The organism is Faecalibacterium sp. Marseille-Q0746, from assembly GCF_017377595.1.
Lineage (GTDB): Bacteria > Bacillota > Clostridia > Oscillospirales > Ruminococcaceae > Faecalibacterium > Faecalibacterium duncaniae.
In genome coordinates this window covers 47770-71304 of the sequence record NZ_JAFREI010000007.1, presented here as the reverse complement: position 1 = coordinate 71304, position 23535 = coordinate 47770, and the positions used below count along the sequence as shown (strand labels likewise).

General features: G+C 61.4%; 19 protein-coding genes and 2 tRNA genes. 13 read left to right on the top strand and 8 right to left on the bottom strand.

The genetic code is table 11. From position 1 onward, the window contains the following. Positions 1-17: 17 nt before the first annotated feature. The 4 genes from J3351_RS05770 to J3351_RS05755 are packed head-to-tail and all read left to right on the top strand — an operon-like array spanning position 18 to position 5225. Positions 18-1127 carry a putative glycoside hydrolase gene (locus J3351_RS05770; protein WP_207697299.1) on the top strand — a complete coding sequence of 370 codons (1110 nt, stop codon included), beginning with the start codon at positions 18-20 and terminating at the stop codon, positions 1125-1127. 33 nt (positions 1128-1160) lie between these two features. Further along, on the top strand, positions 1161-2459 hold the full coding sequence (locus tag J3351_RS05765) for a DUF1015 domain-containing protein (protein ID WP_098924151.1): 1299 nt from the start codon (positions 1161-1163) through the stop codon (positions 2457-2459). After that, on the top strand, positions 2456-4390 hold the full coding sequence (locus tag J3351_RS05760; protein WP_207697298.1) for a DEAD/DEAH box helicase: 1935 nt from the start codon (positions 2456-2458) through the stop codon (positions 4388-4390). The genes J3351_RS05765 and J3351_RS05760 overlap by 4 nt, the downstream gene beginning before the upstream one ends. Next, positions 4380-5225 (top strand): putative RNA methyltransferase, encoded by an 846-nt coding sequence (locus tag J3351_RS05755; RefSeq protein WP_156062260.1) that lies wholly within the window; start codon positions 4380-4382, stop codon positions 5223-5225. The genes J3351_RS05760 and J3351_RS05755 overlap by 11 nt, the downstream gene beginning before the upstream one ends. A gap of 61 nt (positions 5226-5286) precedes the next feature. Here the strand turns inward: J3351_RS05755 and J3351_RS05750 are convergent, their stop codons facing one another. From J3351_RS05750 to J3351_RS05740, 3 genes are all read right to left on the bottom strand, one after another. Then, a complete protein-coding gene (locus J3351_RS05750) occupies positions 5287-6657 on the bottom strand; it encodes a sodium-dependent transporter (RefSeq protein ID WP_156062259.1) in 1371 nt (456 codons plus the stop codon). 119 nt (positions 6658-6776) lie between these two features. Beyond that, the gene (locus J3351_RS05745) at positions 6777-8324 is read right to left on the bottom strand and encodes a lipase (protein ID WP_207697297.1); all 1548 of its coding nucleotides are present in this window, start codon (positions 8322-8324) and stop codon (positions 6777-6779) included. Between the two features lie 136 nt (positions 8325-8460). Then, positions 8461-9336: a LysR family transcriptional regulator gene (locus J3351_RS05740; RefSeq protein ID WP_097773180.1), complete on the bottom strand. Its 876-nt coding sequence runs from the start codon at positions 9334-9336 to the stop codon at positions 8461-8463. A gap of 249 nt (positions 9337-9585) precedes the next feature. On the opposite strand from J3351_RS05740, the gene J3351_RS05735 reads away from it, so the two are divergent. Continuing rightward, complete coding sequence (locus tag J3351_RS05735) at positions 9586-10332, top strand: TraX family protein (RefSeq protein WP_207697296.1); 747 nt, start codon at positions 9586-9588, stop codon at positions 10330-10332. A gap of 101 nt (positions 10333-10433) precedes the next feature. Here the strand turns inward: J3351_RS05735 and J3351_RS05730 are convergent. Next, positions 10434-10527: transfer RNA gene (locus J3351_RS05730), tRNA-Ser, on the bottom strand. 33 nt (positions 10528-10560) lie between these two features. Further along, positions 10561-10648: transfer RNA gene (locus J3351_RS05725), tRNA-Ser, on the bottom strand. A gap of 230 nt (positions 10649-10878) precedes the next feature. Between J3351_RS05725 and J3351_RS05720 the strand changes: the two genes are divergently transcribed. From J3351_RS05720 to J3351_RS05700, 5 genes are all read left to right on the top strand, one after another. Beyond that, the gene (locus J3351_RS05720) at positions 10879-11508 is read left to right on the top strand and encodes a LexA family transcriptional regulator (protein ID WP_005934683.1); all 630 of its coding nucleotides are present in this window, start codon (positions 10879-10881) and stop codon (positions 11506-11508) included. Between the two features lie 79 nt (positions 11509-11587). Next, the gene (locus J3351_RS05715) at positions 11588-12946 is read left to right on the top strand and encodes a putative DNA modification/repair radical SAM protein (protein WP_207697295.1); all 1359 of its coding nucleotides are present in this window, start codon (positions 11588-11590) and stop codon (positions 12944-12946) included. Beyond that, positions 12925-13719: a TIGR03915 family putative DNA repair protein gene (locus tag J3351_RS05710; protein WP_154277114.1), complete on the top strand. Its 795-nt coding sequence runs from the start codon at positions 12925-12927 to the stop codon at positions 13717-13719. Before J3351_RS05715 ends, J3351_RS05710 begins: the two co-directional genes overlap by 22 nt. Continuing rightward, positions 13716-14780, top strand: a complete 1065-nt coding sequence (locus J3351_RS05705) for a hypothetical protein (protein WP_207697294.1) — start codon at positions 13716-13718, stop codon at positions 14778-14780. The genes J3351_RS05710 and J3351_RS05705 overlap by 4 nt, the downstream gene beginning before the upstream one ends. Before the next feature lie 162 nt (positions 14781-14942). After that, entirely contained in the window at positions 14943-15419 is a 477-nt protein-coding gene (locus J3351_RS05700) for a peptidylprolyl isomerase (protein ID WP_005934679.1), read from the top strand. Positions 15420-15751: 332 nt separating this feature from the next. Here the strand turns inward: J3351_RS05700 and J3351_RS05695 are convergent, their stop codons facing one another. Next, on the bottom strand, positions 15752-16423 hold the full coding sequence (locus tag J3351_RS05695) for an ECF transporter S component (RefSeq protein WP_157747404.1): 672 nt from the start codon (positions 16421-16423) through the stop codon (positions 15752-15754). A gap of 218 nt (positions 16424-16641) precedes the next feature. Here J3351_RS05695 and J3351_RS05690 point away from each other — a divergent pair, with 218 nt between their 5' ends. Then, the gene (locus J3351_RS05690; protein ID WP_207697293.1) at positions 16642-18078 is read left to right on the top strand and encodes a PLP-dependent aminotransferase family protein; all 1437 of its coding nucleotides are present in this window, start codon (positions 16642-16644) and stop codon (positions 18076-18078) included. Here J3351_RS05690 and J3351_RS05685 read toward each other — a convergent pair. After that, positions 17985-18896 carry a hypothetical protein gene (locus tag J3351_RS05685; RefSeq protein WP_207697292.1) on the bottom strand — a complete coding sequence of 304 codons (912 nt, stop codon included), beginning with the start codon at positions 18894-18896 and terminating at the stop codon, positions 17985-17987. The genes J3351_RS05690 and J3351_RS05685 overlap by 94 nt on opposite strands. Before the next feature lie 124 nt (positions 18897-19020). Here J3351_RS05685 and J3351_RS05680 point away from each other — a divergent pair, with 124 nt between their 5' ends. Then, positions 19021-20406, top strand: coding sequence for a sodium:alanine symporter family protein (locus J3351_RS05680; RefSeq protein ID WP_207697291.1), 1386 nt, complete (start codon positions 19021-19023; stop codon positions 20404-20406). 54 nt (positions 20407-20460) lie between these two features. Here J3351_RS05680 and J3351_RS05675 read toward each other — a convergent pair whose 3' ends face one another. Next, the gene (locus J3351_RS05675; RefSeq protein WP_097771361.1) at positions 20461-21744 is read right to left on the bottom strand and encodes an aminoacetone oxidase family FAD-binding enzyme; all 1284 of its coding nucleotides are present in this window, start codon (positions 21742-21744) and stop codon (positions 20461-20463) included. Positions 21745-21967: 223 nt separating this feature from the next. Between J3351_RS05675 and J3351_RS05670 the strand changes: the two genes are divergently transcribed. Continuing rightward, entirely contained in the window at positions 21968-23449 is a 1482-nt protein-coding gene (locus J3351_RS05670) for a diguanylate cyclase domain-containing protein (protein ID WP_207697290.1), read from the top strand. The last annotated feature ends 86 nt before the right edge of the window (positions 23450-23535 follow it).

Genomic DNA, 23535 nt, shown 5'->3' with positions numbered 1-23535 from the left:
AAGGAGGGTGGTTGATTATGGCAAGATATCCCAAACGCCAGAAGGTCAAGCGCTACCGGCGCAGCTTTTACACCCGCGAGATGCGGCTGAAAAAGGGCATCGGCATTGCGGTGCTGGTGGTGGCCGTGCTGGCAGCGGCCTGGGTGGCCGCGCCCCATGTGCTGGACTGGGCCACCCACACCTGGTATACCGTGGTGCGGGATCGTGACCTTTCCGCATCCAGTGCCGTCAGCGAGAGTGCATCCTCCGGGACGCAGAGCACCGCTGCCAGCGAACCGGCAGCTTCCTCGGTGCCGGAAAAGGAGCCGGAGCCAGAGGTCAAGGGCACTGATATTGTGACGGGCCTGTGGGCAGAGGTGGATGTGACCACCCTGACCGACGAGGCCGCCATCCGCTCCGCCGCCCGGCAGCTCAAGGCACAGGGCATGACCTATGCCATCCTGACCCTGAAGGACACCGCCGGGCAGGTGTATTACGCCTCCCAGACGGCGGTGGGTGCCGCCAATGCGGCCCCCACGCAGGTCGAGCTGACGAGTGTGGCATCCATCTTCAAGGAGGAGGGGCTGGTGCCGGTGGCTGCGCTGACTGCCTTCCGTGACCCTGCCGGTGCCCGGGCCGACCACGCTCTGGCCATCCGGTATCAGGGGCAGGAGTACCTCTGGCTGGACAACAAGGCTTCCGCTGGAGGCAACCCCTGGCTGAACCCCTACGCCGCGGAGACCGTGCAGTATATCGGTGATCTGATCGCCGAGGTGCACGCCGCCGGGTTTGATCAGGTGCTGCTGGAAAATGTCCAGTTCCCCTCGTCCACCAGCGCCAAACAGGACTATGGCAACACCAACGGTGTGGATCGTGCCGGGCAGCTGACTGCGGATATCGCCGCCTGGCAGGCCCGTTTCGGAGATACGGTGACGCTCTGGTACGGTTATTCGCTGGCCGAGGTGACCGGCTCCTCCAGCCAGCTGGGAGCCCCTGCGGCCCAGCTGGGCGTGAAGAATCTGCTGGTGAAGGTCCCGTCCTCCTCTACGCTGGACGCAGCGGCCCGGGAGGAGCTGACCCTCTCCCTGACCGAGGCAGGTGTGGAGCATGTGGTCATCCGGGACGATGCCGCCAGCTATTTTGAGTGATCCCTGCGTTTTTGTGAGAGGGAGGGAAGTATTATGAACAAAACACCCTGTTTTTCCCCGGCGCACATTCTGCTGCCGTCGGAACAGATCCCGGTGGGGCAGTGGGGCTGTGTGGCCTGCGATCAGTTCACCAGCGACCGCTCCTATTGGGAAAAGGCTGCGCAGGCCGCCGCAGGCGGCCCCAGCACACTGGACCTGATCCTGCCGGAGGTCTATCTGGAAGAGGATGACGTGGATGCAAGGATCAGCGCCATCCATGCGGCCATGGACGATTATACCCGGAACGTGCTGACCCGCGCGGTGGACGGCTTCATTTATGTGGAGCGCACCGAGCAGAGCGGCCGGGTGCGGCAGGGCCTTGTGGGCAGGATCGACCTGGAGGCATACAGCTATGCCGAGGGTGCGGTGCCTGCCATCCGTCCCAGCGAGCACACCGTGGAAAGCCGCATCCCGCCCCGCATGGCGGTGCGCCGGGGGGCAAGGCTGGAAACGCCCCATATTATGATGCTGGCCGATGATCCCGGCTGCACCCTTATCGAGCCCATCGGCGAGAAAAAGGAGCAGCTGCGCAAGGTCTACGAGGGCGACCTGATGCTGAACGGCGGCCACATTGCCGGCTGGGCAGTGGAAGATCCCGCCCTGCTGGCCCAGATCGACAGCGCCCTGAACGCTCTGGGCAGCCAGGAGGCCTTTGATGCCCGGTATCCCCAGGCAAAGGGCGGCGCTCCCCTGACGCTGGCCGTGGGCGACGGCAACCATTCGCTGGCTTCCGCCAAGGCCTGCTGGGAGGAGCTGAAAAAGACCCTGACCCCGGAGCAGCAGCTGACCCACCCGGCCCGCTGGTGCCTGGCTGAGGTCTGCAATGTCCACTCTCCGGCCATTGAGATCGAGCCCATCCACCGTGTCCTTTTCAATGTGGACTGCGGTGCCGTGCTGCTGGCCCTCATCGCGTGGAGCGATTCCCACGCGGCAGGCATCTGCTTTGGCGATGCAAAACAGCAGTCCTTTACGCTGGCTGGCCCCCATGTGGCCAATGTGCTCAGCTTTGAACATCCCGTTGCCCCGCTGACCGTGGGCACCATTGACGCATTCATTGAGTATTTCATGGCCCGCCATATCGAGGCCCGGGTGGATTATGTCCACGATGAGCCCGCTGTCCGCGCCCTGTGCAGGCAGGGGGGTGTGGCTTTCCTGATGCCGCCCTTTGAGAAGAGCGATCTGTTCAAGGGCATCGTTATGGGCGGTGTGCTGCCCCGCAAGACCTTCAGCATGGGGCACGCAGAGGAAAAGCGCTATTATATGGAATGCAGAAACATTTTAGGTGAAGAATGACATTTAACGAACTGAATCTTTCCGCGCCTGTGCTGCGTGCTGTGGCACAGGCGGGCTATGAATCCCCCTCGCCCATTCAGGCAGCGGCCATTCCGCCGGTGCTGGCCGGGAGGGACTTGATGGGCTGCGCCCAGACGGGTACCGGCAAGACGGCTGCCTTTGCGCTGCCCATGCTCGACCGCCTGACTGCCAGCGCGCCCCGCAAAAAGGGTGCCATCCGCGCCCTGATCCTGACTCCTACCCGGGAGCTGGCTTTGCAGATCGGCGAGAGCTTTGAGGCCTACGGCAAGTATCTGACCCTGCGCAGCACCGTCATCTTTGGCGGTGTGGGTCAGGCTCCGCAGGTCGCGGCCCTGAAAAAGGGCGTGGACATCCTCATTGCCTGCCCGGGCCGCTTGAACGACCTGGTGGGGCAGGGGCTGCTGGACCTCTCCAACATTGAGATCTTTGTTCTGGACGAAGCCGACCGGATGCTGGATATGGGCTTTGTCCACGACGTGAAAAAGGTGATCGCCAAGCTGCCCAGGCAGCGCCAGAACCTGATGTTCAGCGCCACCATGCCCAAGGAGATCGAGCAGCTGGCCGCAGGCATCCTGCATGACCCGGCCTTTGTCAAGGTGGACCCGGTGTCCAGCACGGTGGACCGCATCCAGCAGAGCCTGTATTTTGTGGAGAAGGGCAACAAGAAATTCCTGCTGCCCTGGCTCATCAAAAACCTGAGGCCTGAGGTGGTGAACGCGCTGGTGTTCAGCCGCACCAAGCACGGAGCCGATAAAATTGCAAAAGATCTGAACAAGCAGGGCATCCCCGCTGCCGCCATCCACGGCAACAAGAGCCAGACCGCCCGCGTGACGGCGCTGGAGGATTTCAAGGCGGGCAAGACCCGGGTGCTGGTGGCGACCGATATCGCCGCCCGCGGCATTGATATCAGCGAGCTGTCTCATGTGTTCAACTACGACCTGCCCGAGGTGCCCGAGACCTACGTCCACCGCATTGGCCGCACGGCCCGTGCCGGTGCCGACGGCACTGCCGTCAGCTTCTGCGCCCCGGAGGAAAAGGAATATCTGGCCGGGATCGAAAAGCTGAACCGCCGCCAGATCCCGGTCGTCTCCGGCCATCCCTGGGACGGCGTGCCCGCCCCTGTCAAGGCTGCACCCCCGGTGCGGGGCAAAAAGCCCAAGGCGGAAGCAGAGCAGCCGGAAAAGACTGTGAAGGCAGAGAAGCCTGCCAAAGCAGAAAAGGCAGCCAAGGCCGAAAAGCCCGCTGCCCCCAAGAAGGAAAAAGCGGCTGCAAAACAGCCCAGCCCCAAGAATACCGAACCGAAAGAAGGAACATCCATGGAGGAAAACCAGAAGCGCACTTCCGGCGGTCGCAGTGAGAACCGCCGCTCCAATAACAGCCGCACCCGCCGCGAGGGCAATGCCACGCAGCCGGCCAACCGCGGCAGCAACGCCCAGCCCAAATTCGACCCTCACTTTGTGAGCGCCCCGGAGGCTACCCCTCTGCGCCCGGTCAAAAAGGCTCCGGCTGCGCAGCCTGCCGCAAAGCAGACTGCTCCGGCCCAGAACGGCCAGCGTCAGCGCGGCGGTCAGCCTGCCCGTGCCGAGCAGCGCACCGACCGCAATGATCCGCGCACCGAGCAGCGGGCAGAACGGAACAGCCGCAATGCCCGCCCGGCCCAGAACAGCCAGAGCCAGCAGGGCAGCCGCAATAACCGCAATGAAGTGCAGAGCAGCCGCCCGGCCCGCCCCGCCAAGAGCGAGGCACCCCGCGGCCGCAGCCGGAACACCGCCCCCGCACGGGACGAGGACCCGGGCCTGATGCTGATCAGCCGCCGCCCGCCCCAGCAGAAGTTCACCAACTTTGAAGAGTATATGACCGCCCACGGCGGTGCCACCGCACCCATTGAGGATCACACCGATGAAACCTGAGCCGTTTGCCCCCTGGCAGTGCCCGCTCTGCGGCGAACCCCTGACCGGGGACACTGCCCTGAAATGCGGCAGGAACCACAGCTTTGACCGGGCGAAAGAGGGGTACTGGCACCTGCTGCCGGTGCAGAGTATGCGCACCAAGGCCCCGGGCGACAGCAAAGAGATGGTCGCCGCCCGCCGTGCCTTCCTGAACGCCGGGTATTACGGCATCTTCGGCCGGGCGCTGGGGGAACTGTGCCTTGCGTATGGTGTCCCCACCGGGGCAGATGCACCGCTCCACCTGCTGGATGCGGGCTGCGGCGAGGGCTGGTACGACCGCTGCATTGCACAGGCCTTTGCGCAGGCGGGCAGGCCGGTGCAGCTGGCGGGCTTTGATATCGCAAAGCCTGCGGTGCGTCTGGCCGCAAAGGCACTGCCTGCCGCAAAATACGCGGTGGCATCCAGCTTTGCCCAGCCTGTCCGCACCGGATGGGCCGACCTGCTGCTCAACTGCTTCTCGCCCTTTGCACAGGAAGAGTTCCGGCGCGTGCTGCGCCCGGGCGGACGGATGATCTATGTCGTGCCCGGTGCAGAGCACCTCTACCAGATGAAGGCTGTCCTCTACGACACGCCCTATAAAAATCCGGTGCAGGAGGTGGCCTATGAGGGCTTCCGTCCCATTGGGGAGCGGGAGGTCTCGGGCAGCATCACGGTGCCTGCCGGGCAGCTGGAGGCGCTGTTCGCCATGACCCCCTATTACTGGAAAACGCCACGGGATGGCGCGGCCCGCCTGGCCGCCCTGCCCGAGCTGACCACGGACATCGCGTTCCGCTTCCTTGTGTTTGAAAAAGAATGATCGAAAAGCCCCCGGCCTGTATTCTCACAGGCCGGGGGCTTTTTGCGTGCAGAAAACAAGGTCACATCGCGATCCAGCCCAGTGCGTTGGCGACCGAGCTGGCCAGGATGATAGCCGCGAAGATGGGGCAGAGATACCGGAGCATAAAGTTGAACACCGGTTTGCGGCGGAAGGGCTGACCTTCCCGTGTGACCTCTTCCTCGATCTTTTCCACACCGACGATCCGGGAGACCAGCAGGCAGGTGGCAATGGCCGCAATGGGCATCATCACCGAGTTGGTCAGGAAGTCGAAGAAATCGAGGAACTGCATCCCGAACACGGTCACGCTGGCAAGGGGGCCGTAGCCCAGCGCGGAAAGGCTGCCCAGTGTGATCATAATACAGCCGATGAGGATGGTGGAGCGGGTGCGGTCCCAGCCCAGCTCGTCCTCAAAGGTAGAAACGGCACTCTCGGTCAGGGCAATGGAGCTGGTGAGGGCCGCGAACAGCACCAGCACAAAGAAGAGCACGCCTACGGCAGTGCCCATGCCCATGCTGGCAAAGACCTTGGGGATGGTAATGAACATCAGGGCCGGGCCCGCCTGCAGGGTGTCAGGGTCGCCGCCCGAAAAAGCGAACACGGCGGGAATGATCATCAGGCCCGCCATGATGGCAATGGCGGTGTCGAAGATCTCCACGTTTTCCGTGGACTGCTCAATGGACACGTTCTTTTTCATGTAGGAGCCAAAGGTCACCAGGATGCCCATGGCAATGGAGAGGGAGTAGAACATCTGGCCCATGGCGGAAACCACGGTCATCCACGAGAAGTTGGCCGGGTTGGGCACCAGAAAATACTTTACGCCTGCCAGTGCGCCGGGCCGTGTGACCGAGTAGACAGCAATGACTACCGAGAGCACCACCAGCACCGGCATCATCACCTTGGAAACGCGCTCCACGCCGTTGCGCACACCCGCAAAGATGATACCCAGCGTGATAAAGGTGAACAGCAGGAACGCGATCTCGGCCAGCAGACCGTTGGAGATGAAGCCGGAGAAATACCCGTCCGATGCCAGCGCGCTGCCGTGGCCGGTGAGATACTGGGCCAGATAGTGGATGACCCATCCGCCGATGACCGAATAATAGGGAACGATCAGGATGGGGATGACGGCGTTGATCCAGCCGCCGAACGCCAGCCCCTTCCCCTTGCCAAAATGGCTGTAAGCGCCCACCGGGCTTTTGCGGGTCATCCGGCCCAGCGCCGTTTCGGCAATGATCATGGTGTAGCCAAAGGTGACAGCCAGCAGGATGTAGACGAGCAGAAAAATGCCGCCGCCGTATTTTGCGGCCAGATACGGGAAGCGCCAGATGTTTCCCAACCCGACCGACGCACCGGCGGCGGACAGCACGAATCCGAGTTTGCCGGAAAACGCACTGCGCTTGTGTTGAGTTTCCATGTTTTTTCCCTCTTTTCCAGTTGATAAAATCAAGTGTAACATAGAGAAAACGGGATTTCAACGAATCGCAGGCGTTTCACCGGTGGAGAGATTTCAGGCGGAAGATGAAGAAAAGTGAATCACTTTCGGGTAAAGGGCTCCATACCGTGCTCCTCGGGGGTGTAGTATTCCATCAGGGAAATGTAGTTTTCCGGGTGGTGGCAGAACGCCGCGCGCAGAACACTGTCCAGCTCGCCCCGGGCGGTGAGCAGACGGATGATGTACTGGGCCACCATCTGCACCACATCGGTCTCGATGCCGTAGCACAGGCCGACCGCCAGCACCGGGATCAGGATCTGCCGGGCCAGCAGGGGCACGTTCTGGCCGTACCGCTCAAGGATGGGGCGGCTCATGGTGGAGGCGGCCCAGACGCTGCCCACGATCTGCCAGTAATCGATCTCTTTCATGTGGGAAAGGCTCTGCAGCCGCTCCACGATCTCACCGTCGCTGAGGATGTAGCCATCGACCACCTCTTTTTCGGAGCGGAGAAAGGCACACTGGATCATGTCCATGATAGCGGCTTCGTATTTCTGATGGAAATTTTCCCGGGAAACGCAGAACTTGGCCACGATGCCGATGAGGGCACTGGTGTCCTCGGCGGTGGCAAGGTTGCTGATCACCAGCGGCGTGGGGCCGAATTCCGCCCCCAGTGCGTCCAGGTCGGCCAGCTCTTCGGCATTCCGGGTGGCGGGCAGAAAGCGGTCGCAGCCGTTGCGGTGGTAGCCCCAGGCAGCGGGCAGCACCCGGGCCACCGCGTCGCCGCTGGAAATGATGCTGAAGATGTTGCTCTCGGGCCAGTTTTCCAGCAGGGTGCCGTCCGGGGCGTGATTGGCATCGAAATCCTGCTGCAGGTCAGGCCGGTCGGCGGCAGTCAGGGCTGCAGGCACCGCAAAGCCGTAGGCATAGATGTTCTCCCGCCCCAGCTGGGGGAGCTCCCGGGCGATCTTTGCCGCCAGCAGATTTGCAATGATGGAACCGCGGCTGTAGCCGCCCAGCCAGAGCTTGAAGGCACCGCCCTGCCCTGCCCGGGCCAGATAGGCCTTGAGGGATGCAAACACCGCCGCCACAGGCGTGACAAAGCCGGTGTGCGCGCTGGTATCGCCTATGTGGAAGTTGCTGGCCCACTCGCCGCCGTAGCCGCCGCCCCGCAGGACAAGCGCCACAAGGGTGGTGCGCTGGCCGTTCAGGGTCAGGGTCTTGCGGGCCAGCGAGTAGCCCACAAAGTCCCCGGCCCGGCCGGTGTCGAGATCGTAATTGTAGAACAGCGCGTCCTCAAAGCCCAGGGTCTCGTAGGCGGCGGCAATGTGGGCTTCCCGCCCCACAGAGCCGTTGACCCAGTATTCCGCATCGCTGGCCACGGTGTTGGCCGCAGCGCAGACCAGACCCAGCGTTGCCAGCGCCAGCTGGTGGTCATATTGGGTGGCCGGGTGGGTGAAAAAGCTGTCGGAATAATAGAACGCGTGGGTCAGGTCGCAGCCGCTCAGGTCGCTGCGGATGCCGATGGTGTAGCGGCCATCCGGCACTGCATGGCCCACGGAGCTCTGCCCGGTGGCCTGGACCATCAGCCCGGGAAGCAGAGTGCTGCCGGCCGCAAACCCCAGCACCTTGCAAAAACTTCTTCGATCCATAATTTTTCCCCTCAAAAACCAGAATGGATTTTTTCTTAGTATACCGTATCCCGGGCGGGGATACAATCCAAAGTTTTCCGGGCGGCAAAAAACGGGCCGGTGTTGCGCACACCGGCCCGTTATGTTACACTGTTGTTCAGTCCAGATCCTTGCAGCACTCCACGATGTGGTGGAACATCTGCTCCACGGCGGGAGCCATGGCGGTGGGGCGCTGGACGGCCAGACCCACCACACGGTCCTCTTCTGGCTCGATGGGGTAGATCTTGACCGCTGCCGTGCAGTTGCGCAGCAGCATCCGGGGCATGATGGAAATACCCAGGCCTGCCTCGACCATGGCAATGTTCGACTGGTCGTCGATGACATGGCAGCGGCGCTCCGTTGAGAGGGAATACTTCTTGAGGAACTGACGCATCTCCGCGTCGGTGGCATCCCACTGCACCACAAAGTTCTGCCCGTTCATCAGGGCGGGGGTCATCACGCCGTTGGGCGGTTCGGGCCAGTCCATGGGGGTGATGCAGAGCAGCGGCTCGTGGAACAGCTCGGTCAGAACAAACTCCTCCCGGCAGTTGTTGGAGAGGAAGGCGATGTCCACCTGACCGGTGCGCAGCCACTCCTTAACATCGTCGTAGGTGCCCTGATAGACCTCGACTTCGATCTGGGGGTAGTGGGCCATAAAGCCCTTGAGGATGCTGGGCAGCAGCCCGGAGCAGATTGAGTTGAAGGCACCCAGCTTGACCTTGCCCTTTTCCAGGCCGTTCAGGCGGGCAATGCTCTGCTGTAGGGCCTCGTCGCTGTTCAGCACCGCACGGATGGAGGGGTACAGCGAAGCGCCGTAGCTGGTCATGGTAACGCCGTTTTTGCCGCGATTGAATAAGGTGAAGCCCAGCTCAGCCTCCATCACGGCGATGGCGTGGCTGATGGCCGAGGGAGTCAGATGCAGCTGCTGAGCCGCCTTGTTAAAGCTGCCCTGCCGTGCAACTGCGTCGAAAATCTCATAAGAAAACAGCGTCATTCCCAATGCCTCCTTCCGGTCTGATCTGGTTCGGAGACGCTCGATCCTCTGTGAATCTTTTTCATCTTTGGTTTGAGATAGTTCAATTATCTTCTTGATTTTACTATCCTGCGCCCGTCCTGTCAAGCATTTTGGGCTGATTTGTGCATGCTCTGTGCAGATTTTGCCGCAGCAGACGCAGGAAATGCCACCTTTCCTCCGTTATAGTTCTTATAACGATTTTTTACAAACTGACCGAGGTGTTTTTTTATGACCGCACTTTCCCCGCGCTGCAGCTTCAGCGGCACCGCCCTTAAAACCATTGCCTGCATCACCATGCTGGTGGACCACATCGGCGCGTCCTGCATCGAGGCAGGTATCCTTACGCCCGGGCTGGACAGCGGCACCCTCTCGCGGGACACCCTTTCCGCCTATCCGCTGTACCGGCTGGACATGGTGCTGCGCTTCACCGGACGGCTGGCCTTTCCTATCTTCTGCTTCCTGCTGGTGGAGGGCTTTGTACATACCCACGATGTGAAAAAATACGTCCGGAGGCTGTTCCTGTTTGCCCTCATCAGTGAGGTGCCCTTTGACCTTGCGTTCTTCCGCACCCCCTTTGACTTCAGTGCGCAGAACGTTTACTGGACGCTGGCGCTGGGCGTGCTGGCCATGGCAGGCCTGAAGCATTATGAAAAGCCGGACGGCTCTGCCAGCTGGAAAGGACTCTTGTGTGCGGCAGGCTGCACGCTTGCGGCGCTTCTGGCCTGTACGGACTACAACGGCATCGGCGTGCTCATCATCTGCGCGCTGTATCTGACCCGCACAAACCGCAAGCGGCAGTGCATCGTGGGAGCCGTGCTGTTTGCCTGGGAACTCACCGCCCCGCTGGCCTTTGTGCTGGTCTGGTTCTACAACGGCCAGCGGGGCGCGTGCAGTCCGCTGCAAAAGAAGGCCTTTTACTGGTTCTATCCTGTGCACCTGAGCGTGCTGGCTGCGGTGACGAATCTGATCTTGTAACAGAAAGGCCGCTTTCACGGAACAAATTCCGAGGAGGCGGCCTTTTGGTTTCTGAAAATGGAAAAAGCCCGGTGATTTCAAAGAATCATCGAGCTTTTTCTTGGCGGAGTAGGAGGGATTTGAACCCTCGCGCCGTTGTTTAGACGACCTACGCCCTTAGCAGGGGCGCCTCTTCGGCCTCTTGAGTACTACTCCAGAGCAAAGTGTGTTGCACTTATTCAATAAAAATGGCGGAGAGAGTGGGATTCGAACCCACGGTACGTTGCCGTACGGCAGTTTTCAAGACTGCTTCCTTAAACCACTCGGACATCTCTCCTCGTGGGCACCCGCACACGCCGTACCGAATGCCTATTTAATTTACCAGATTTCAGCGGCGCTGTCAAGCCCAAAATCAAAATTTCCGCTCGTTGTGCGCATTTTTGTGCGGAGCGACAACTTTTCTTCGAGAAAAAGCGGGATTTCCTCTTTACTGAAACATCTTTTTGTTGTATAATAAATACAGATAAAACCTTACCGGACCCGGTACAAGCAGAGGAGTGTTGAACAATGTCGTTTCCGGAGCTGTTACGGCAATGCCGAAAGCAAAAGCACATGAGCCAGGCGGAGCTTGCTTCCCTGTTGGGCGTGACTCAGCAGGCCGTGGGAAAATGGGAGAGCGGAAAGAGTTCCCCGGACCCCACCACCGTGGCAAAGCTGGCGGAGATCCTGGACACGACCGCGGACTATCTGTTGGGTCTGTTCGACCCCACCGCGGAGGGCCAGACCGAAGAGCGCTTCTTCGGCAGCTATGTGTACAGCCTGATCCCTGTCATTGGCACGGTCAAGGCGGGCTACGGCGCGCTGGCCTATGAGGAAGACTACGGCAAGGAGTATGCCCGGGTCAAGGACCCTTCCAGCTACTTCTATCTCGTTGTGCGCGGCGACAGCATGGAACCCCGCATCCACGATGGTGACCTTGCCCTGGTGCACCGTCAGGACACGCTGGAAAACGGCGACCTGGGCGTGCTGATCTACGGTGACGAGGGCGAGGGTACCCTCAAGCGCTACCTCCAGCGCGGCAACTGCGTGGTGCTGCAGCCCTTCAACCCGGCCTATAAGGAAATGGTCATCAAGGGCGAGGAGCTCAACCACCTGCACATTGCAGGCCGTGTGGTGGAGACCAAGGCGAAGTGGTAAAAACGCCCCACCAGCGCCTGAAAAAGAAAAGCCATCCTGTATGGCTTTCTTTTTTATCCCCATTTTTCGGAGGTGTCCCATGGAACAGAGCCTGATGGATAAGCTGACGATCCTGGCGGACAGCGCAAAATATGATGTGGCCTGTACCTCCAGCGGCGCTTCCCGGGCAGCAGGAGCGGGCGGGGTCGGCAGCTGTTACGCCCCGGGCTGCTGCCACGCCTTTACTGCCGATGGCCGCTGTGTCAGCCTGCTGAAAGTGCTGATGACCAACTGCTGCTCCTTCGATTGCAGCTACTGCGTCAACCGCAAGTCCAACGATGTGCCCCGGGCCACCTTCACCCCCCGGGAGCTGGCCGAGCTGACCATTGAATTCTACCGCCGCAACTACATCGAGGGGCTGTTCCTTTCCAGTGCCGTGCTGGTGAGCCCGGACTATACCACCGAACGGATGCTGGCGGTTCTGCGCCTGCTGCGGGGGGAGTACCGTTTCGGCGGATACATCCACGCCAAGGCCATTCCCGGCACCAGCCCGGAGCTGCTGGAACAGCTGGGCTTTCTGGCCGACCGCCTGAGTGTGAACATTGAGCTGCCCAGTGAGCGCAGCCTGAACCTGCTGGCTCCGGACAAAGGGCGGCACTCCATTTTCCGGCCCATGAAGCAGATCGCGGTGGAGGGGGCCGCCAACCGGGAAGAGGTGGCGCTCTACCGCAAGGCCCCCAGATTTGCCCCGGCGGGCCAGAGCACCCAGATGATCGTGGGTGCTTCCCCGGAAACGGATTATCACATCCTGCAATTAACGGAAGGATTATACAATAAGTATCACCTGAAACGGGTGTTCTACTCCGCCTACATCCCTGTGACCGAGGACACCCGCCTGCCCACGCTGGACACCAAGCCGCCGCTGCTGCGGGAGCATCGGCTCTATCAGGCAGACTGGCTGCTCCGCTTTTACGAGTTCAAGGCAGAGGAACTTCTGGACAGGGACAACCCCAACTTCAACCCCTATCTGGACCCCAAGTGCAACTGGGCGGTGCAGCATTACGGGCTGTTCCCGGTGGACGTGAACCGCGCCCCCTTTGAGATGCTGCTGCGGGTGCCGGGCATCGGCCCCAAGAGCGCCCGGCGCATCTGGCACGCCCGCAAACAGGCCGCGCTGGGGCTGGACGAGCTCAAGCGGATGGGCGTGGTGCTCAAGCGGGCACAGTATTTCATCACCTGCCGGGGCTTTGCGGGAGCGCACCCGGGCCGCGGCAGCGCCGGGCGGGAGCGCATCACCCGGGCGCTCATCGACCCCAACGTATTCAGCGGCGGGGTGGAGCAGCTGAGCATGTTCAGCCCGCCCGCCGTGGATCGGCTGGTGGAGCAGGGCGTGCCGCCCCGCACAGCCCAGAAAATGGTGCGGGAGGAGGCAGTGCAATGTCTGGCCAGAGCCCTGTGAGCCCTGCCCGGAAGCTCCACGATGCCGACGTGGTCTACCTCTATGATGGCAGCTTCGAGGGCTTTCTCTGCTGTGTGTTTGAGAGCTTTGCCCAGCATGAGCTGCCCTTCGCGATCTGGACCCCGGAACGGGAGACGGCTACCCTCTACCCTGTGAAGGAGATCCCCACTGACCACGCAAAGGCCCGGCGGGTCTTTGCCAGCTTCCGCGCCAAGCTGGGCGAAGAGACGGAATCCCTCGTCACCCGGGATTTTCTCTCGGGCTGGGAGGATAAGGAGCTGCGGCTCATCCGATTTCTGCATCTGGCCTTTGCGCTGGGGCCAGGCACCGTCAAGCGGCGGGGCCACCCGGAGGTGGCTCCGCTCTACCAGATGAAACAGAGCCTGGACTGGGAAGTGGACAAGTTTCAGGGCTTTGTCCGTTTTCAGGAGCACGACGGGATGCTGGGTGCAGTCATCCACCCCAAAAACTATATTCTGCCCCTCCTGCGCGGGCATTTCTGTGCCCGCTTCCCGGAGGAGAACTTCCTGATCTATGATGCTGTCCATCAGGCGGTGCTGCTGTACCAGAACCACAAGGCTCAGCTCATGGAGCTGGCCGAACCCCTCACCCTGCCCCCACCTGATGAAAAGGAGCAGCAGTTTCAGGAGCTCTGGCGGCAGTTCTACAAAACGCTGGAGATCAAGGCCCGCCACAACGAAAAGGGCCGTATGACCCACTGCCCCAAACGCTTTTGGGCAGATATGACCGAAATGAAAGAGGAATTGAAATGAAAACGGAAACAAAGACCGGACGCTGGAAATATGCGGCCATCGTGCTAATTGTGACCCTGCTGGTGGGGCTGTTCTGGAGTTATGTAAAAAATGGGCCGAAGGGCGAAATCTATCTTTACGGAGAAGAACACAGCAAGCAGAGCATTCTCGACAAGGAACTTTCCATCTGGGGCGAGTATTACGAAAAAGGAATGCGGGATCTGTTTGTGGAATTTCCGTATACGGATGCACAATTTCTGAACCTGTGGATGCAGGCCGACGATGATGAATTGCTGGATCTGCAGTTCAAGGACTGGGAAGGTACAGCAGGCGGCACCGAGGTCGAGAAGAATTTTCTGAAACAGATCAAGGAGCAGTATCCTGAGACCGTGTTCCACGGCACCGACGTGGGCCATACCTGGGAAAGAACCGGGCCGCGGTATCTGGCCTATCTGGAAGCCAATGGGCAGAAGGACAGCGAAGAGTACCGGCGTGCGCAGGAAAACATGGAACAGGGCAAACGGTACTATGAGATCGAGGCGACGGATGAAGCTTCTTCGGTCCGATACCGGGAGGATCGGATGGTGGAGAACTTCCGGCGCAGCTATCAGGAGCTGGAAGCGGTACGCCGCACCGATATCATGGGTATCTATGGAAGTGCACATATTGTGGAGTCGGAGTATTTGAACTCGGATTTTCGCATGGCAAAACAGTTGAGCGAGAACTATGGGGAACATCTCCATACCAAAGATCTGACGCAGGAACCGGAACGGATCGACGCGCTGGAAGTCAACGGAAAGACCTACACAGCATCCTATTTCGGTGAGCAGGATATTTCGATGGTAAAGGGCTACAAGACCCGAAAGTTCTGGCGGTTGGAAGACGCATATGAGGACTTCAAGAATCTGCCGACACCCCGTGAGATTCTGCCAGCCGACAACTACCCTGTAAAAATCCAGGCTGGGCAGGTGTTTGCTGTGGAGTACCTGATGTCGGATGGATCGACCGAGTGGAAGTATTATATCTCGGACGGCACAGTACAGAACGGCCAACTCATCACAAAGCGGATGAAGATGGAATAAGCAGGCTCCCGGCCCCGGAACTTTGACGAATTTACAAAAAGGTTGCATCTGCGTGGTTGCAACCTGTAAAACCTATGGTATACTATAAGAGATATCCGGGCAGGCATTTCTGCCCCACACACCCCCGCTGCGGGGTCAACACAAAAGGAGTATTGTAGCGTTATGGTTCGCATTACTATGGAAGACGGCGGCATCATCGACATTGAGCTGAATGAGGAAGTCGCCCCCATCACCTGTGAGAATTTCAAGAAGCTGGTCAGCGAGGGCTTCTATAACGGCCTGACCTTCCACCGTGTCATCCCCGGTTTTATGATTCAGGGCGGCTGCCCGCTGGGCAACGGCACCGGCGGCCCGGGCTGGAACATCAAGGGCGAGTTCGCTGCAAACGGTGTGAACAACCCCATCAAGCACACCCGCGGCGTGATCAGCATGGCCCGCAGCATGAACCCCAACAGCGCCGGCAGCCAGTTCTTCATCATGCACAAGGACGCTCCCCATCTGGACGGCCAGTATGCCGCTTTCGGCAAGGTCGTTGCCGGAATGGAGGTCGTGGATAAGATCGCTTCCGTCCGCACCGACTGGAACGATAAGCCCACCACCCCCGTCAAGATGAAGACCGTTGAGCTCATCGAGGGCTGATCTTCTGCGCTTCTGTCCCACATTGCCTGCCCGTGAAGTGCCCCGTCAAGGAGACAGAAAAAATAATATAAGATTTTTGTTCGCCGTTTCCACAAGGGAACGGCGAATTTTTTGTGCAAATTGGCGTTAGGCCGCTCGATTCATGGCACGGACGTGAGCTTGCAGCGTCCAACACGGGATATTTTTTTGATATTTTACTTCCGCTGTATCGTGATTGTTCTTGCATGACATGAAAATACCCCCAGAGTACGCAGAGCTTTCTTTTTACTCTGTCTACTCTGGGGGTAGCATATCATGTTGAGGATACAGGCCGGGGACTTTCCATATATGCGTCAGAAAGAGATGAGAGGCTTACTTTTTTCGCCCTTGGGCAGCAGACCGGCGCGCTCCAGAGCCGGGCGCAGAGCCAGATACAGGATGACCACGCAGATGGTGGAGGCTACGCTGTTGACAAAGGTGACACCACCGGCGATCTTGGACAGGGCCTGTGCCACGGTGTACTCCTGGCCAAAGATGTAAATGTTGCGGAAATAGCCCAGGAACGGGTCGGTGATGACGTTCAGCAGCAGGCCGGAGCCGCCTGCCACGATGACCTTGAGCAGGTAGCCCTTGCTGTGGCGGTCGAGATCGCGCAGCTTGAACACCTTGTGAGCCACGGCACCGCAGGTGATGCCGATGATGAACTTCAGCACAAAGGTGGTCACGGCATAGCCCGGGTCACCGGCCAGGATATCGGCCAGAGCCAGACCGATCGCACCGGCCAGGCCGCCGGAAACGCCGTCCAGCAGCAGGGCGGTCAGGGCGGTGAAGGTGTTGCCCAGATGGAACGAGGAGCCGCCGTAGAACGGCACGCGGAAGAACAGGTATGCCACCAGGCTCAGCGCGGCCATAACGCCGGTCAGGGCCAGCTCCTTGGTGGTAAAGGTGCGCTTGTACAGCACACTGCCGAACAGGATGACAACGATCACCACGGCCAGCAGCAGCCACATTGCAGTTGTAGACATGATTTTTCCCTCCAAATTTTTTCGGGGCAAACCCCCTCTATCCTGCTCTGCAGGATCGTTCGCCCGTTTCAAAGCCACTTACCCATAAAACTACTTGACATTTGGGTGTGTGGTTGGTATGCTCCTATTATACGCAAAACTGGCACCATGAAAATACCCAGAATAAAGTTTTTTTATGGGGTCAGTTCGACAAAGCACCCAAAAAGGGGAGGGGTCTTATGTTTCATCTGACAACTGCACTGGATGCCGCCAGCGGGGTGCCGCTGTACGAGCAGCTCTATGAGAGCCTTGCCGCCGAGATGCGCAGCGGGGCCATTCCGGCGGGCACCCGGATGCCCGGCAAGCGGCGGCTGGCGGCAGAGCTGTCGGTTTCTGTCAACACGGTGGACGCGGCCTATCAGATCCTGGCGACCGAGGGCTACATGGAGCCGCGGGAGCGCAGCGGCTTTTATGTACAGGAATATCTTGCCCTGCCCACCCGGCCCGAGGAAGTGCCGCCCCCGGCATCTGCCGCTCCGCCGGAAGCAGCCGAGCCGCCCGTCCGGTTCGATCTGTCCACCCGGGGCGTGGACCCGGGGCTGTTCCCGTTCCGCACCTGGGCCCGGCTGCAGAAAGAGCTGCTCTATTCCTCGCCCCAGCTGCTGACCCATGGCGATGCGCAGGGGGATGTGGAGCTGCGGCAGGCGCTGGCGGACTATCTGGAGGAATACCGGGGCGTGCGGTGCACCGCCGAGCAGGTGGTGGTGGGTGCCGGTATGGAGTATCTGCTGAGCCTGCTGGCCCCGCTCCTGCCCGGCAAAACGGCGGTGGAAAACCCCGGCTACCAGCGCGCGAAGCAGGTGCTGGAAAACAACGGCGTGGCGTGCTGCTGCCTGCCTGTGGATGCGGACGGCCTTTCTGTTGAGGCATTGTCCGGCTCGGGTGCGGCGGTGTGCTATGTCACGCCCAGCCACCAGTTCCCCACGGGCGTGACCATGCCGGCGGGCCGCCGAACGGAGCTGCTCCACTGGGCCTCCCGCTGCCCGGGCCAGCGGTATATCATAGAGGACGATTACGATTCGGAGTTCCGCTTTGATACCCGCCCCCTGCCCAGCCTGCAGGGCATGGCCGGGGCCGACGGCCCGGTGGTCTACCTCTCCACCTGCTCCCGCAGTCTGGCCCCCGGCATCCGCATCGCCTACATGGTGCTGCCCCGGCAGCTGCTGCCCGCCTGGCGGGCAAAGTACCGGATCTATTCCGGCACCGTCAGCCGGTTTGAACAGCAGACCCTGGCCCGCTTCATCCGTGAGGGCTACTTTACCCGGCACCTTGCCCGGGAGCGCGTGGCCTACAAGGCCCGGCGGGATGCTCTGGCTGCCTCTCTGCGCGCTGCTTTTGCGCTGGATGAGCTGACCCTGACTGGCCTGCATACCGGCCTGCATCTGTTGGCAAGGCTGAAAAATGCCCCGCCGGATGCCGCCCTTCACGCCGCCGCAAAGGCGCAGGGCGTGGCCCTGAGTCTGCTGAGCGATTATGACCTGACCGGCGGGGAACAGGATTTTTCCGGTACGTTTGTACTGGGCTATGGCTCCCTGAGCGAGGCGTCATTCCCCGAGGCGGGTGAAACGCTGAGGAAGGTCTGCACCGCCGCCCGGGAAGCGTCTGTGACCGTGTAAGTGCCCGCCTTTGCATCCCACGCCCCGGGCAGGGCCTCGGCGTGGGGGAGGGCGCTGTTGTTGGCCAGAAACTCCAGGACCGTGCCCAGCAGGGTGTAATCTTGCGCCGCAAAGTCGGTGAGCAGGGCCGTGCTGCTGGCCCGCAGGGCATCCGGCAGGGTGGCGGGCAGCAGGGCGAGGTCCTGCCGGAAAAAGGCTTCCCACACTGCCGCCCGGGCAGCGGCCCGGCGGGCAGGCGGCAGGGTGCCGTCCGCATCCCAGCCGGAGAGCAGAGCGTGGGCCTCCTTGGCTGAAATGCTCTGCACGGCGGCGGAAAGCCCGGTTTCGGCCAGCTCATCGGCAGTCAGTGCCCCCGAAAACCCCACCCGCACCGGCCCGTAACGGGAAGCGGTCTTTTCCAGCACGGCGGGGGACAGCGCCAGATAAAGCATATCCTCCGGCAGGCCCAGCACCTCCAGAAGCGCCTGACGGCACCGGGCGGGCCCCGCCGCTCCGTAGCAGTGGGCAAGACTGGCAGTCTCTCCGTTGAAGGGCACGGTCAGCTCCCCCGGCACGGCCAGCAGGTTCAGACTGTTCTGGGCGGCGTTCAGGTAGACCAGCAAAAAGCCCGGCTGCTCCCCGGCGGTGCAGAGAAGCAGGGTCATCCGGTGCTCGGCCCGGGGCAGCTGGATGGGCACCCCGCTCTGGGGCTGGGCGGTCTGGATGCGGGTACGCACCATCTGCCGGGTGAGCAGGACTGTGCCGCCCACCAGCGGCAGCAGCACCAGAAGTGCCGCCCCCAAAGCAGCCCAGAAGGGCCTCCAACCGTTCTTGTGCATCCCGTGTTCCTCCGTTCCGTTTTGGAACAGGGTGGGCCGGGATGCGCTTTTTTATACAGAAACCGCTGCCCGGGCATGAAAACGCCCCCTGTGCCATACAGTAGAGCACAGGGGGCGTTTGTGTATGTGGGAGAGCTTGGCGCGGGTGAATGCGGTGGTCGGCGGTGTGGTATGGGGGCCGGTGGGGCTGGCGCTGCTGTTTGGCACCGGCTGCCTGCTGACAGTGCGCACCGGATTTTTCCAGCTGCGGTATTTCGGGTACTGGATGCGGCACACCATCGGGGCCATCTTCCTGGACCGGAATGTGACCGCCCACACGGACGATGAAGCCATCAGCCAGTTTCAGAGCCTTTGCACAGCGCTGGCGGCGACCATCGGCACCGGCAACATCGTGGGTGTGGCGGCAGCCATTCTGGCAGGCGGGCCGGGGGCTGTGTTCTGGATGTGGGTCATGGCCCTGCTGGGGATGATGACCAGTTATGCCGAGAACGTGCTGGGCATCTGCTACCGCCGCCGGGATGCCGCCGGAAGATGGTGCGGCGGGCCCATGTACTATCTGGCCGAGGGGCTGGGCGGCGGCTTTGGCCGGGCACTGGCGGTGCTGTTTGCCTGCTTTTGCGTGCTGGCCAGCTTCGGCATGGGGAACATGAGCCAGATCAACTCCATTGCGGGCAATCTGCAGGCGGTGTTCCGGGTGCCGCCGGTGGCAACGGGCATCGTACTGGCCCTGCTCACCGGGCGGGTCATACTGGGCGGGCTGAAGCGGGTGGCCGCAGTCACGGAGGCCATCGTCCCGCTCATGGCCCTGTTCTACCTGTTCGGGGCGCTGACCGTGGTCTGTGTCCATGGGGCGGCTGTCCCGGCGGCATTCGCGGCCATCTTCCGGGGGGCGTTTGGCTTGCAGGCCGCCGGGGGCGGGGTGCTGGGCTACGGCATGGCCCGGGCCATCAGCTGGGGATTCAAGCGGGGAGCCTTTTCCAACGAAGCAGGACTGGGCGCGTCGGTGCTGGTGCACTGCGCGGCCAATGTGGAGGAGCCTGTCCAGCAGGGAATGTGGGGCATGTTCGAGGTGTTTGCAGATACCATGGTGGTCTGCACCCTCACGGCCCTTGTGGTACTCACCAGCGGCCTTGTGGATCTGGACACCGGTGCGGCCCTGACCGGCGTGGAGGGCTCCGCACTGGTGGGGCAGGCCTTTTCCACGGTGTTTGGGGCGTTCGGGCCGCAGTTCATCGCGGTGTCGGTCCTGTTGTTTGCCTATTCCACTACGCTGGGGTGGAGCCATTACGGCACCCGGGCAGTGGTGTATCTGCTGGGGGAGCGTGCCGCCGCAGGATATAAACTGGTGTTTGCGGCCATGGTGCTGGTGGGTGCTGTGATGAAGCTGGATCTGGCCTGGGCGCTCTCCGATACCTTCAACGGCCTGATGATGCTGCCCAATCTTGTGGGCGTGGTGGGGCTTTCGGGAGTGGTGGTCCGGGAGACACAAGCGTATCTGAAACGAAAATGACCCTCTCCGTCCCTGCAGTCTGTCTGTCAGATGCGGGATGGAGAGGGTCATTCTTTATCGCTTCTTTTTATTCGGCTTCGGGGCAGGCCGCTTCAGGCTCCGCACCGCGTCACGCCCGGCGGCGATGCCGCTGCCAAAGGCCCAGTGCAGGTTGAAGCCGCCGCAGCTGCCGGCGCAGTCCAGCGTTTCACCCACAAAGTAAAGGCCGGGGCAGCCCTTGAACTGGAAGCTGGGGGTCACTTCGGTCAGGCTCAGGCCGCCGCCGGTGGTCTGGGCCTGCTTCCAGCCGCAGGGGGTCAGACCCTCGAACAGCCAGTGCTTGGCCGCGTTGGCCAACACCTGCCAGGCGGCATCCGGCAGGGTGTCCACCGGTTTTTCAGGCAGCTTTGCCGCTGCCCACAGGGCGCGGCCCAGCTTGGGATTGAGCAGACCTGTCCAGAAATCCGCAGGTGCCTTGCCCGGCAGCAGGGGCACCCGGGCCGCAAACAGGGCGGTCAGGGCAGTCTCATCCAGCATGGGGAAGAGGTCCAGCTCAACGGCCGGGCGCTTTGGCCCCCGCCCCGGGGCCAGATGGCCGGACAGCTGCATGATGCAGATGCCCGAAAGCCCGTAGTCCGTGAACTGCACCTCGCCGTTTTCCACAGCCACGGTGCAGTGGCGGTCGAGGTCCAGCAGGGTGGCAGCGGCCTTGGCCCGGATGCCGGCCAGAGATCGGTTGGGCTTTGCTGTCTGCAGGGCGGTCAGGCAGGGGTACAGCGGCTCCAGCTTTCCGCCGCACTGGGCGGCGAATCGGGTGCCGAAGCCGTCGGTGCCGAACTGCGGCCCGGCATTGCCGCCCATGGCGCAGATGACGGCATCGGCCCGCAGGGTCTGGTCCTGACCCTCGGCATCCTCGCACAGGATGGTGTAGCCGCTGCGGTTCTGGCTCAGGGTCTGCACAGTGCAGCCGGTACGCACCTCCACGCCCAGCCGGGCAAGGTGGCCTTCCAGCAGGGCCAGCACGTCTGCGGCCTGGTTGGAGTAGGGGTACACCCGCCCGGCCTCATCGGTGCGGGTGTACAGGCCCAGCGCCGCGAACCATTCCAGCGGTGCGGCGGCATCCACCGCGGCCAGCAGGGGCCGCAGGGCGGCGGGATCAGCGGTGAAATACTGCTCCGGTGCAATGCCGGTGTTGTCCAAATTGCAGCGGCCGTTGCCGGTGGCCAACAGCTTTTTGCCGCACCTGGGGTTGCGGTCCAGCACCGTCACCCGCACTGCCCCTGCCGGGGCAGACTGGGCGGCGGCCAATGCGGCGGCAAGGCCCGCTGCACCGCCGCCCAATATCACGATCTGCTGCATAAGAGCACCCCCTCAGAAATCCATACATTTTATTATAACATACACAGCAGCAAAAGGATAGAAGAATGCCCCAAATTTGCAGCGAATAATCTTTGACGAAAGCCTTGACAGAAAAAGCAGAATTTGGTAGTGTTGATTCGACGGAATTGCGTGGTTTCGCAGGCTGTGGAAATGCGGCCGGAAAAGGGCAGAGAGTTGGGACTCTGCTGAGGAGAAGCTGAATATGTGGAAGAAAAAAGAAAGATGGACGGCAGCTGCGCTGCTGCTGGCGATGGTCGTGGTGACAGGTCTGTGCTGGTACGTCCTGTACATCCGGCAGCAGTTCTATGACGAAGGCACCCGCAACCTGCTGGAGACCTATGAGCAGGTGGATAAGGCGTTTACCATCTTCAGCCGGAGCAACTGGAACATGCTGAACGAGTGGGGCAAGAGCCTGCAGGCTGCCAATGAGGAGGGCCTGGCGGAGGAACGCCTGCGCAGCTATGAGGCCGAGCGGGAGATCTGGCGGTACAGCAGCGTGTATCTGTTCAATGAAAACTGCGAATATTGGAGCATCCGGGGCAAGCATGAAAAAGTGGATCACCTCTGGACAGCCTTTGAGGAGATGTACCGCACCGGCAAGCCTACGGTGTCCAGCTACATCATGCGGAGCGGGGAGCGCCGGGTGGTATACTCTGCGCCCATTGCGCCGGTGGAGATCGACGGCACCACCTACACCAGCCTTGCCGTGAGCTATCGGAATAAGACCATAGAGGAATTGATCGGCGGCAGTGCTTACGGCGGCCAGAGCGACTGCTACATCATCCATCCCGATGGCGATGTGATGCTCTCGGAGGAGCCCAAGAGCGAGATCGAGGACTGGATGGACAACCTGTTCGACTACCTGCAGAAGCATGCGCAGGTGGATGCGGGCACACTGACCCGAGCCCGGCAGGACGTGGCAGAGGGCCGCAGCGGCAGCCTTTCCTGCTGGCTTGAGGGCAAGAGCTATTATCTGGTCTACCAGCCTGTGGGCTTTCAGGATCTGTCCATTGTGGGCATCGTCGGCCGTGACGTGGTGGACAGTGGAATGCGGAAGATCCAGAACGCCACCATCCTGCTGCTGGCTGGGCTGTTCTTTTGCGCAGGCATCGTGCTGGTGCACGGGGTCCGCATCGATGCCCGTCTGCGCGTGGAGGAAAAGGAGCGCGCCCTCCGGCAGGAAGAGGAGGCCCGCCAGCAGATGGAGGACCTGGCCAACACCGACGGCCTGACCGGACTGTATAATGAACGCTATTTTGACGCATTGTTGAAAGAAAACGAGCTGAACAGGACACCGTTTGTCCTGTTCTACCTCGACCTTGACCGTTTCAAGCCTGTGAACGACCGTTACGGCCACGATGTGGGCGACCAGCTGCTCAAGGAGGTGGCCAGCCGCCTGCGGGGCTGCGTGCGGGAGAGCGATGCGGTGTTCCGCATCGGCGGGGATGAGTTCGCCCTCATCGTCAACGGAGCCGTAACGGAGGGGTTCTGCAAGAGCCGGGTGGAAAAGATCAAGGCAGCCATCCGGGAGCCTTACCGCCTGAAGGATGCAGAGGTGCAGGTCGGCACCAGCTGCGGCTGTGCGGTCTACCCCTGCGACAGCGACGATGTGCGCACCATCCGCATCCTGGCCGACCACCGGATGTATGAGGATAAGCAGCGCTCCGGCAGGGGCTGCGAGTGACGAGAACGATAAAAGATTTCTCCCAGTTTCTTGTGCTTTCTCCCAAAATGAGCGTATAATTGGGAGAAGGAAGAACGGGCTGGGAG

What these genes read in the sequence shown, in the direction of transcription:
- J3351_RS05770 (WP_207697299.1), top strand. Translation starts at nt 18, where the DNA reads ATGGCAAGATATCCCAAACGCCAGAAGGTCAAGCGCTACCGGCGCAGC.
- J3351_RS05765 (WP_098924151.1), top strand. Translation starts at nt 1,161, where the DNA reads ATGAACAAAACACCCTGTTTTTCCCCGGCGCACATTCTGCTGCCGTCG.
- J3351_RS05760 (WP_207697298.1), top strand. Translation starts at nt 2,456, where the DNA reads ATGACATTTAACGAACTGAATCTTTCCGCGCCTGTGCTGCGTGCTGTG.
- J3351_RS05755 (WP_156062260.1), top strand. Translation starts at nt 4,380, where the DNA reads ATGAAACCTGAGCCGTTTGCCCCCTGGCAGTGCCCGCTCTGCGGCGAA.
- J3351_RS05750 (WP_156062259.1), bottom strand. Translation starts at nt 6,657, where the DNA reads ATGGAAACTCAACACAAGCGCAGTGCGTTTTCCGGCAAACTCGGATTC.
- J3351_RS05745 (WP_207697297.1), bottom strand. Translation starts at nt 8,324, where the DNA reads ATGGATCGAAGAAGTTTTTGCAAGGTGCTGGGGTTTGCGGCCGGCAGC.
- J3351_RS05740 (WP_097773180.1), bottom strand. Translation starts at nt 9,336, where the DNA reads ATGACGCTGTTTTCTTATGAGATTTTCGACGCAGTTGCACGGCAGGGC.
- J3351_RS05735 (WP_207697296.1), top strand. Translation starts at nt 9,586, where the DNA reads ATGACCGCACTTTCCCCGCGCTGCAGCTTCAGCGGCACCGCCCTTAAA.
- J3351_RS05720 (WP_005934683.1), top strand. Translation starts at nt 10,879, where the DNA reads ATGTCGTTTCCGGAGCTGTTACGGCAATGCCGAAAGCAAAAGCACATG.
- J3351_RS05715 (WP_207697295.1), top strand. Translation starts at nt 11,588, where the DNA reads ATGGAACAGAGCCTGATGGATAAGCTGACGATCCTGGCGGACAGCGCA.
- J3351_RS05710 (WP_154277114.1), top strand. Translation starts at nt 12,925, where the DNA reads ATGTCTGGCCAGAGCCCTGTGAGCCCTGCCCGGAAGCTCCACGATGCC.
- J3351_RS05705 (WP_207697294.1), top strand. Translation starts at nt 13,716, where the DNA reads ATGAAAACGGAAACAAAGACCGGACGCTGGAAATATGCGGCCATCGTG.
- J3351_RS05700 (WP_005934679.1), top strand. Translation starts at nt 14,943, where the DNA reads ATGGTTCGCATTACTATGGAAGACGGCGGCATCATCGACATTGAGCTG.
- J3351_RS05695 (WP_157747404.1), bottom strand. Translation starts at nt 16,423, where the DNA reads ATGTCTACAACTGCAATGTGGCTGCTGCTGGCCGTGGTGATCGTTGTC.
- J3351_RS05690 (WP_207697293.1), top strand. Translation starts at nt 16,642, where the DNA reads ATGTTTCATCTGACAACTGCACTGGATGCCGCCAGCGGGGTGCCGCTG.
- J3351_RS05685 (WP_207697292.1), bottom strand. Translation starts at nt 18,896, where the DNA reads ATGCACAAGAACGGTTGGAGGCCCTTCTGGGCTGCTTTGGGGGCGGCA.
- J3351_RS05680 (WP_207697291.1), top strand. Translation starts at nt 19,021, where the DNA reads ATGTGGGAGAGCTTGGCGCGGGTGAATGCGGTGGTCGGCGGTGTGGTA.
- J3351_RS05675 (WP_097771361.1), bottom strand. Translation starts at nt 21,744, where the DNA reads ATGCAGCAGATCGTGATATTGGGCGGCGGTGCAGCGGGCCTTGCCGCC.
- J3351_RS05670 (WP_207697290.1), top strand. Translation starts at nt 21,968, where the DNA reads ATGTGGAAGAAAAAAGAAAGATGGACGGCAGCTGCGCTGCTGCTGGCG.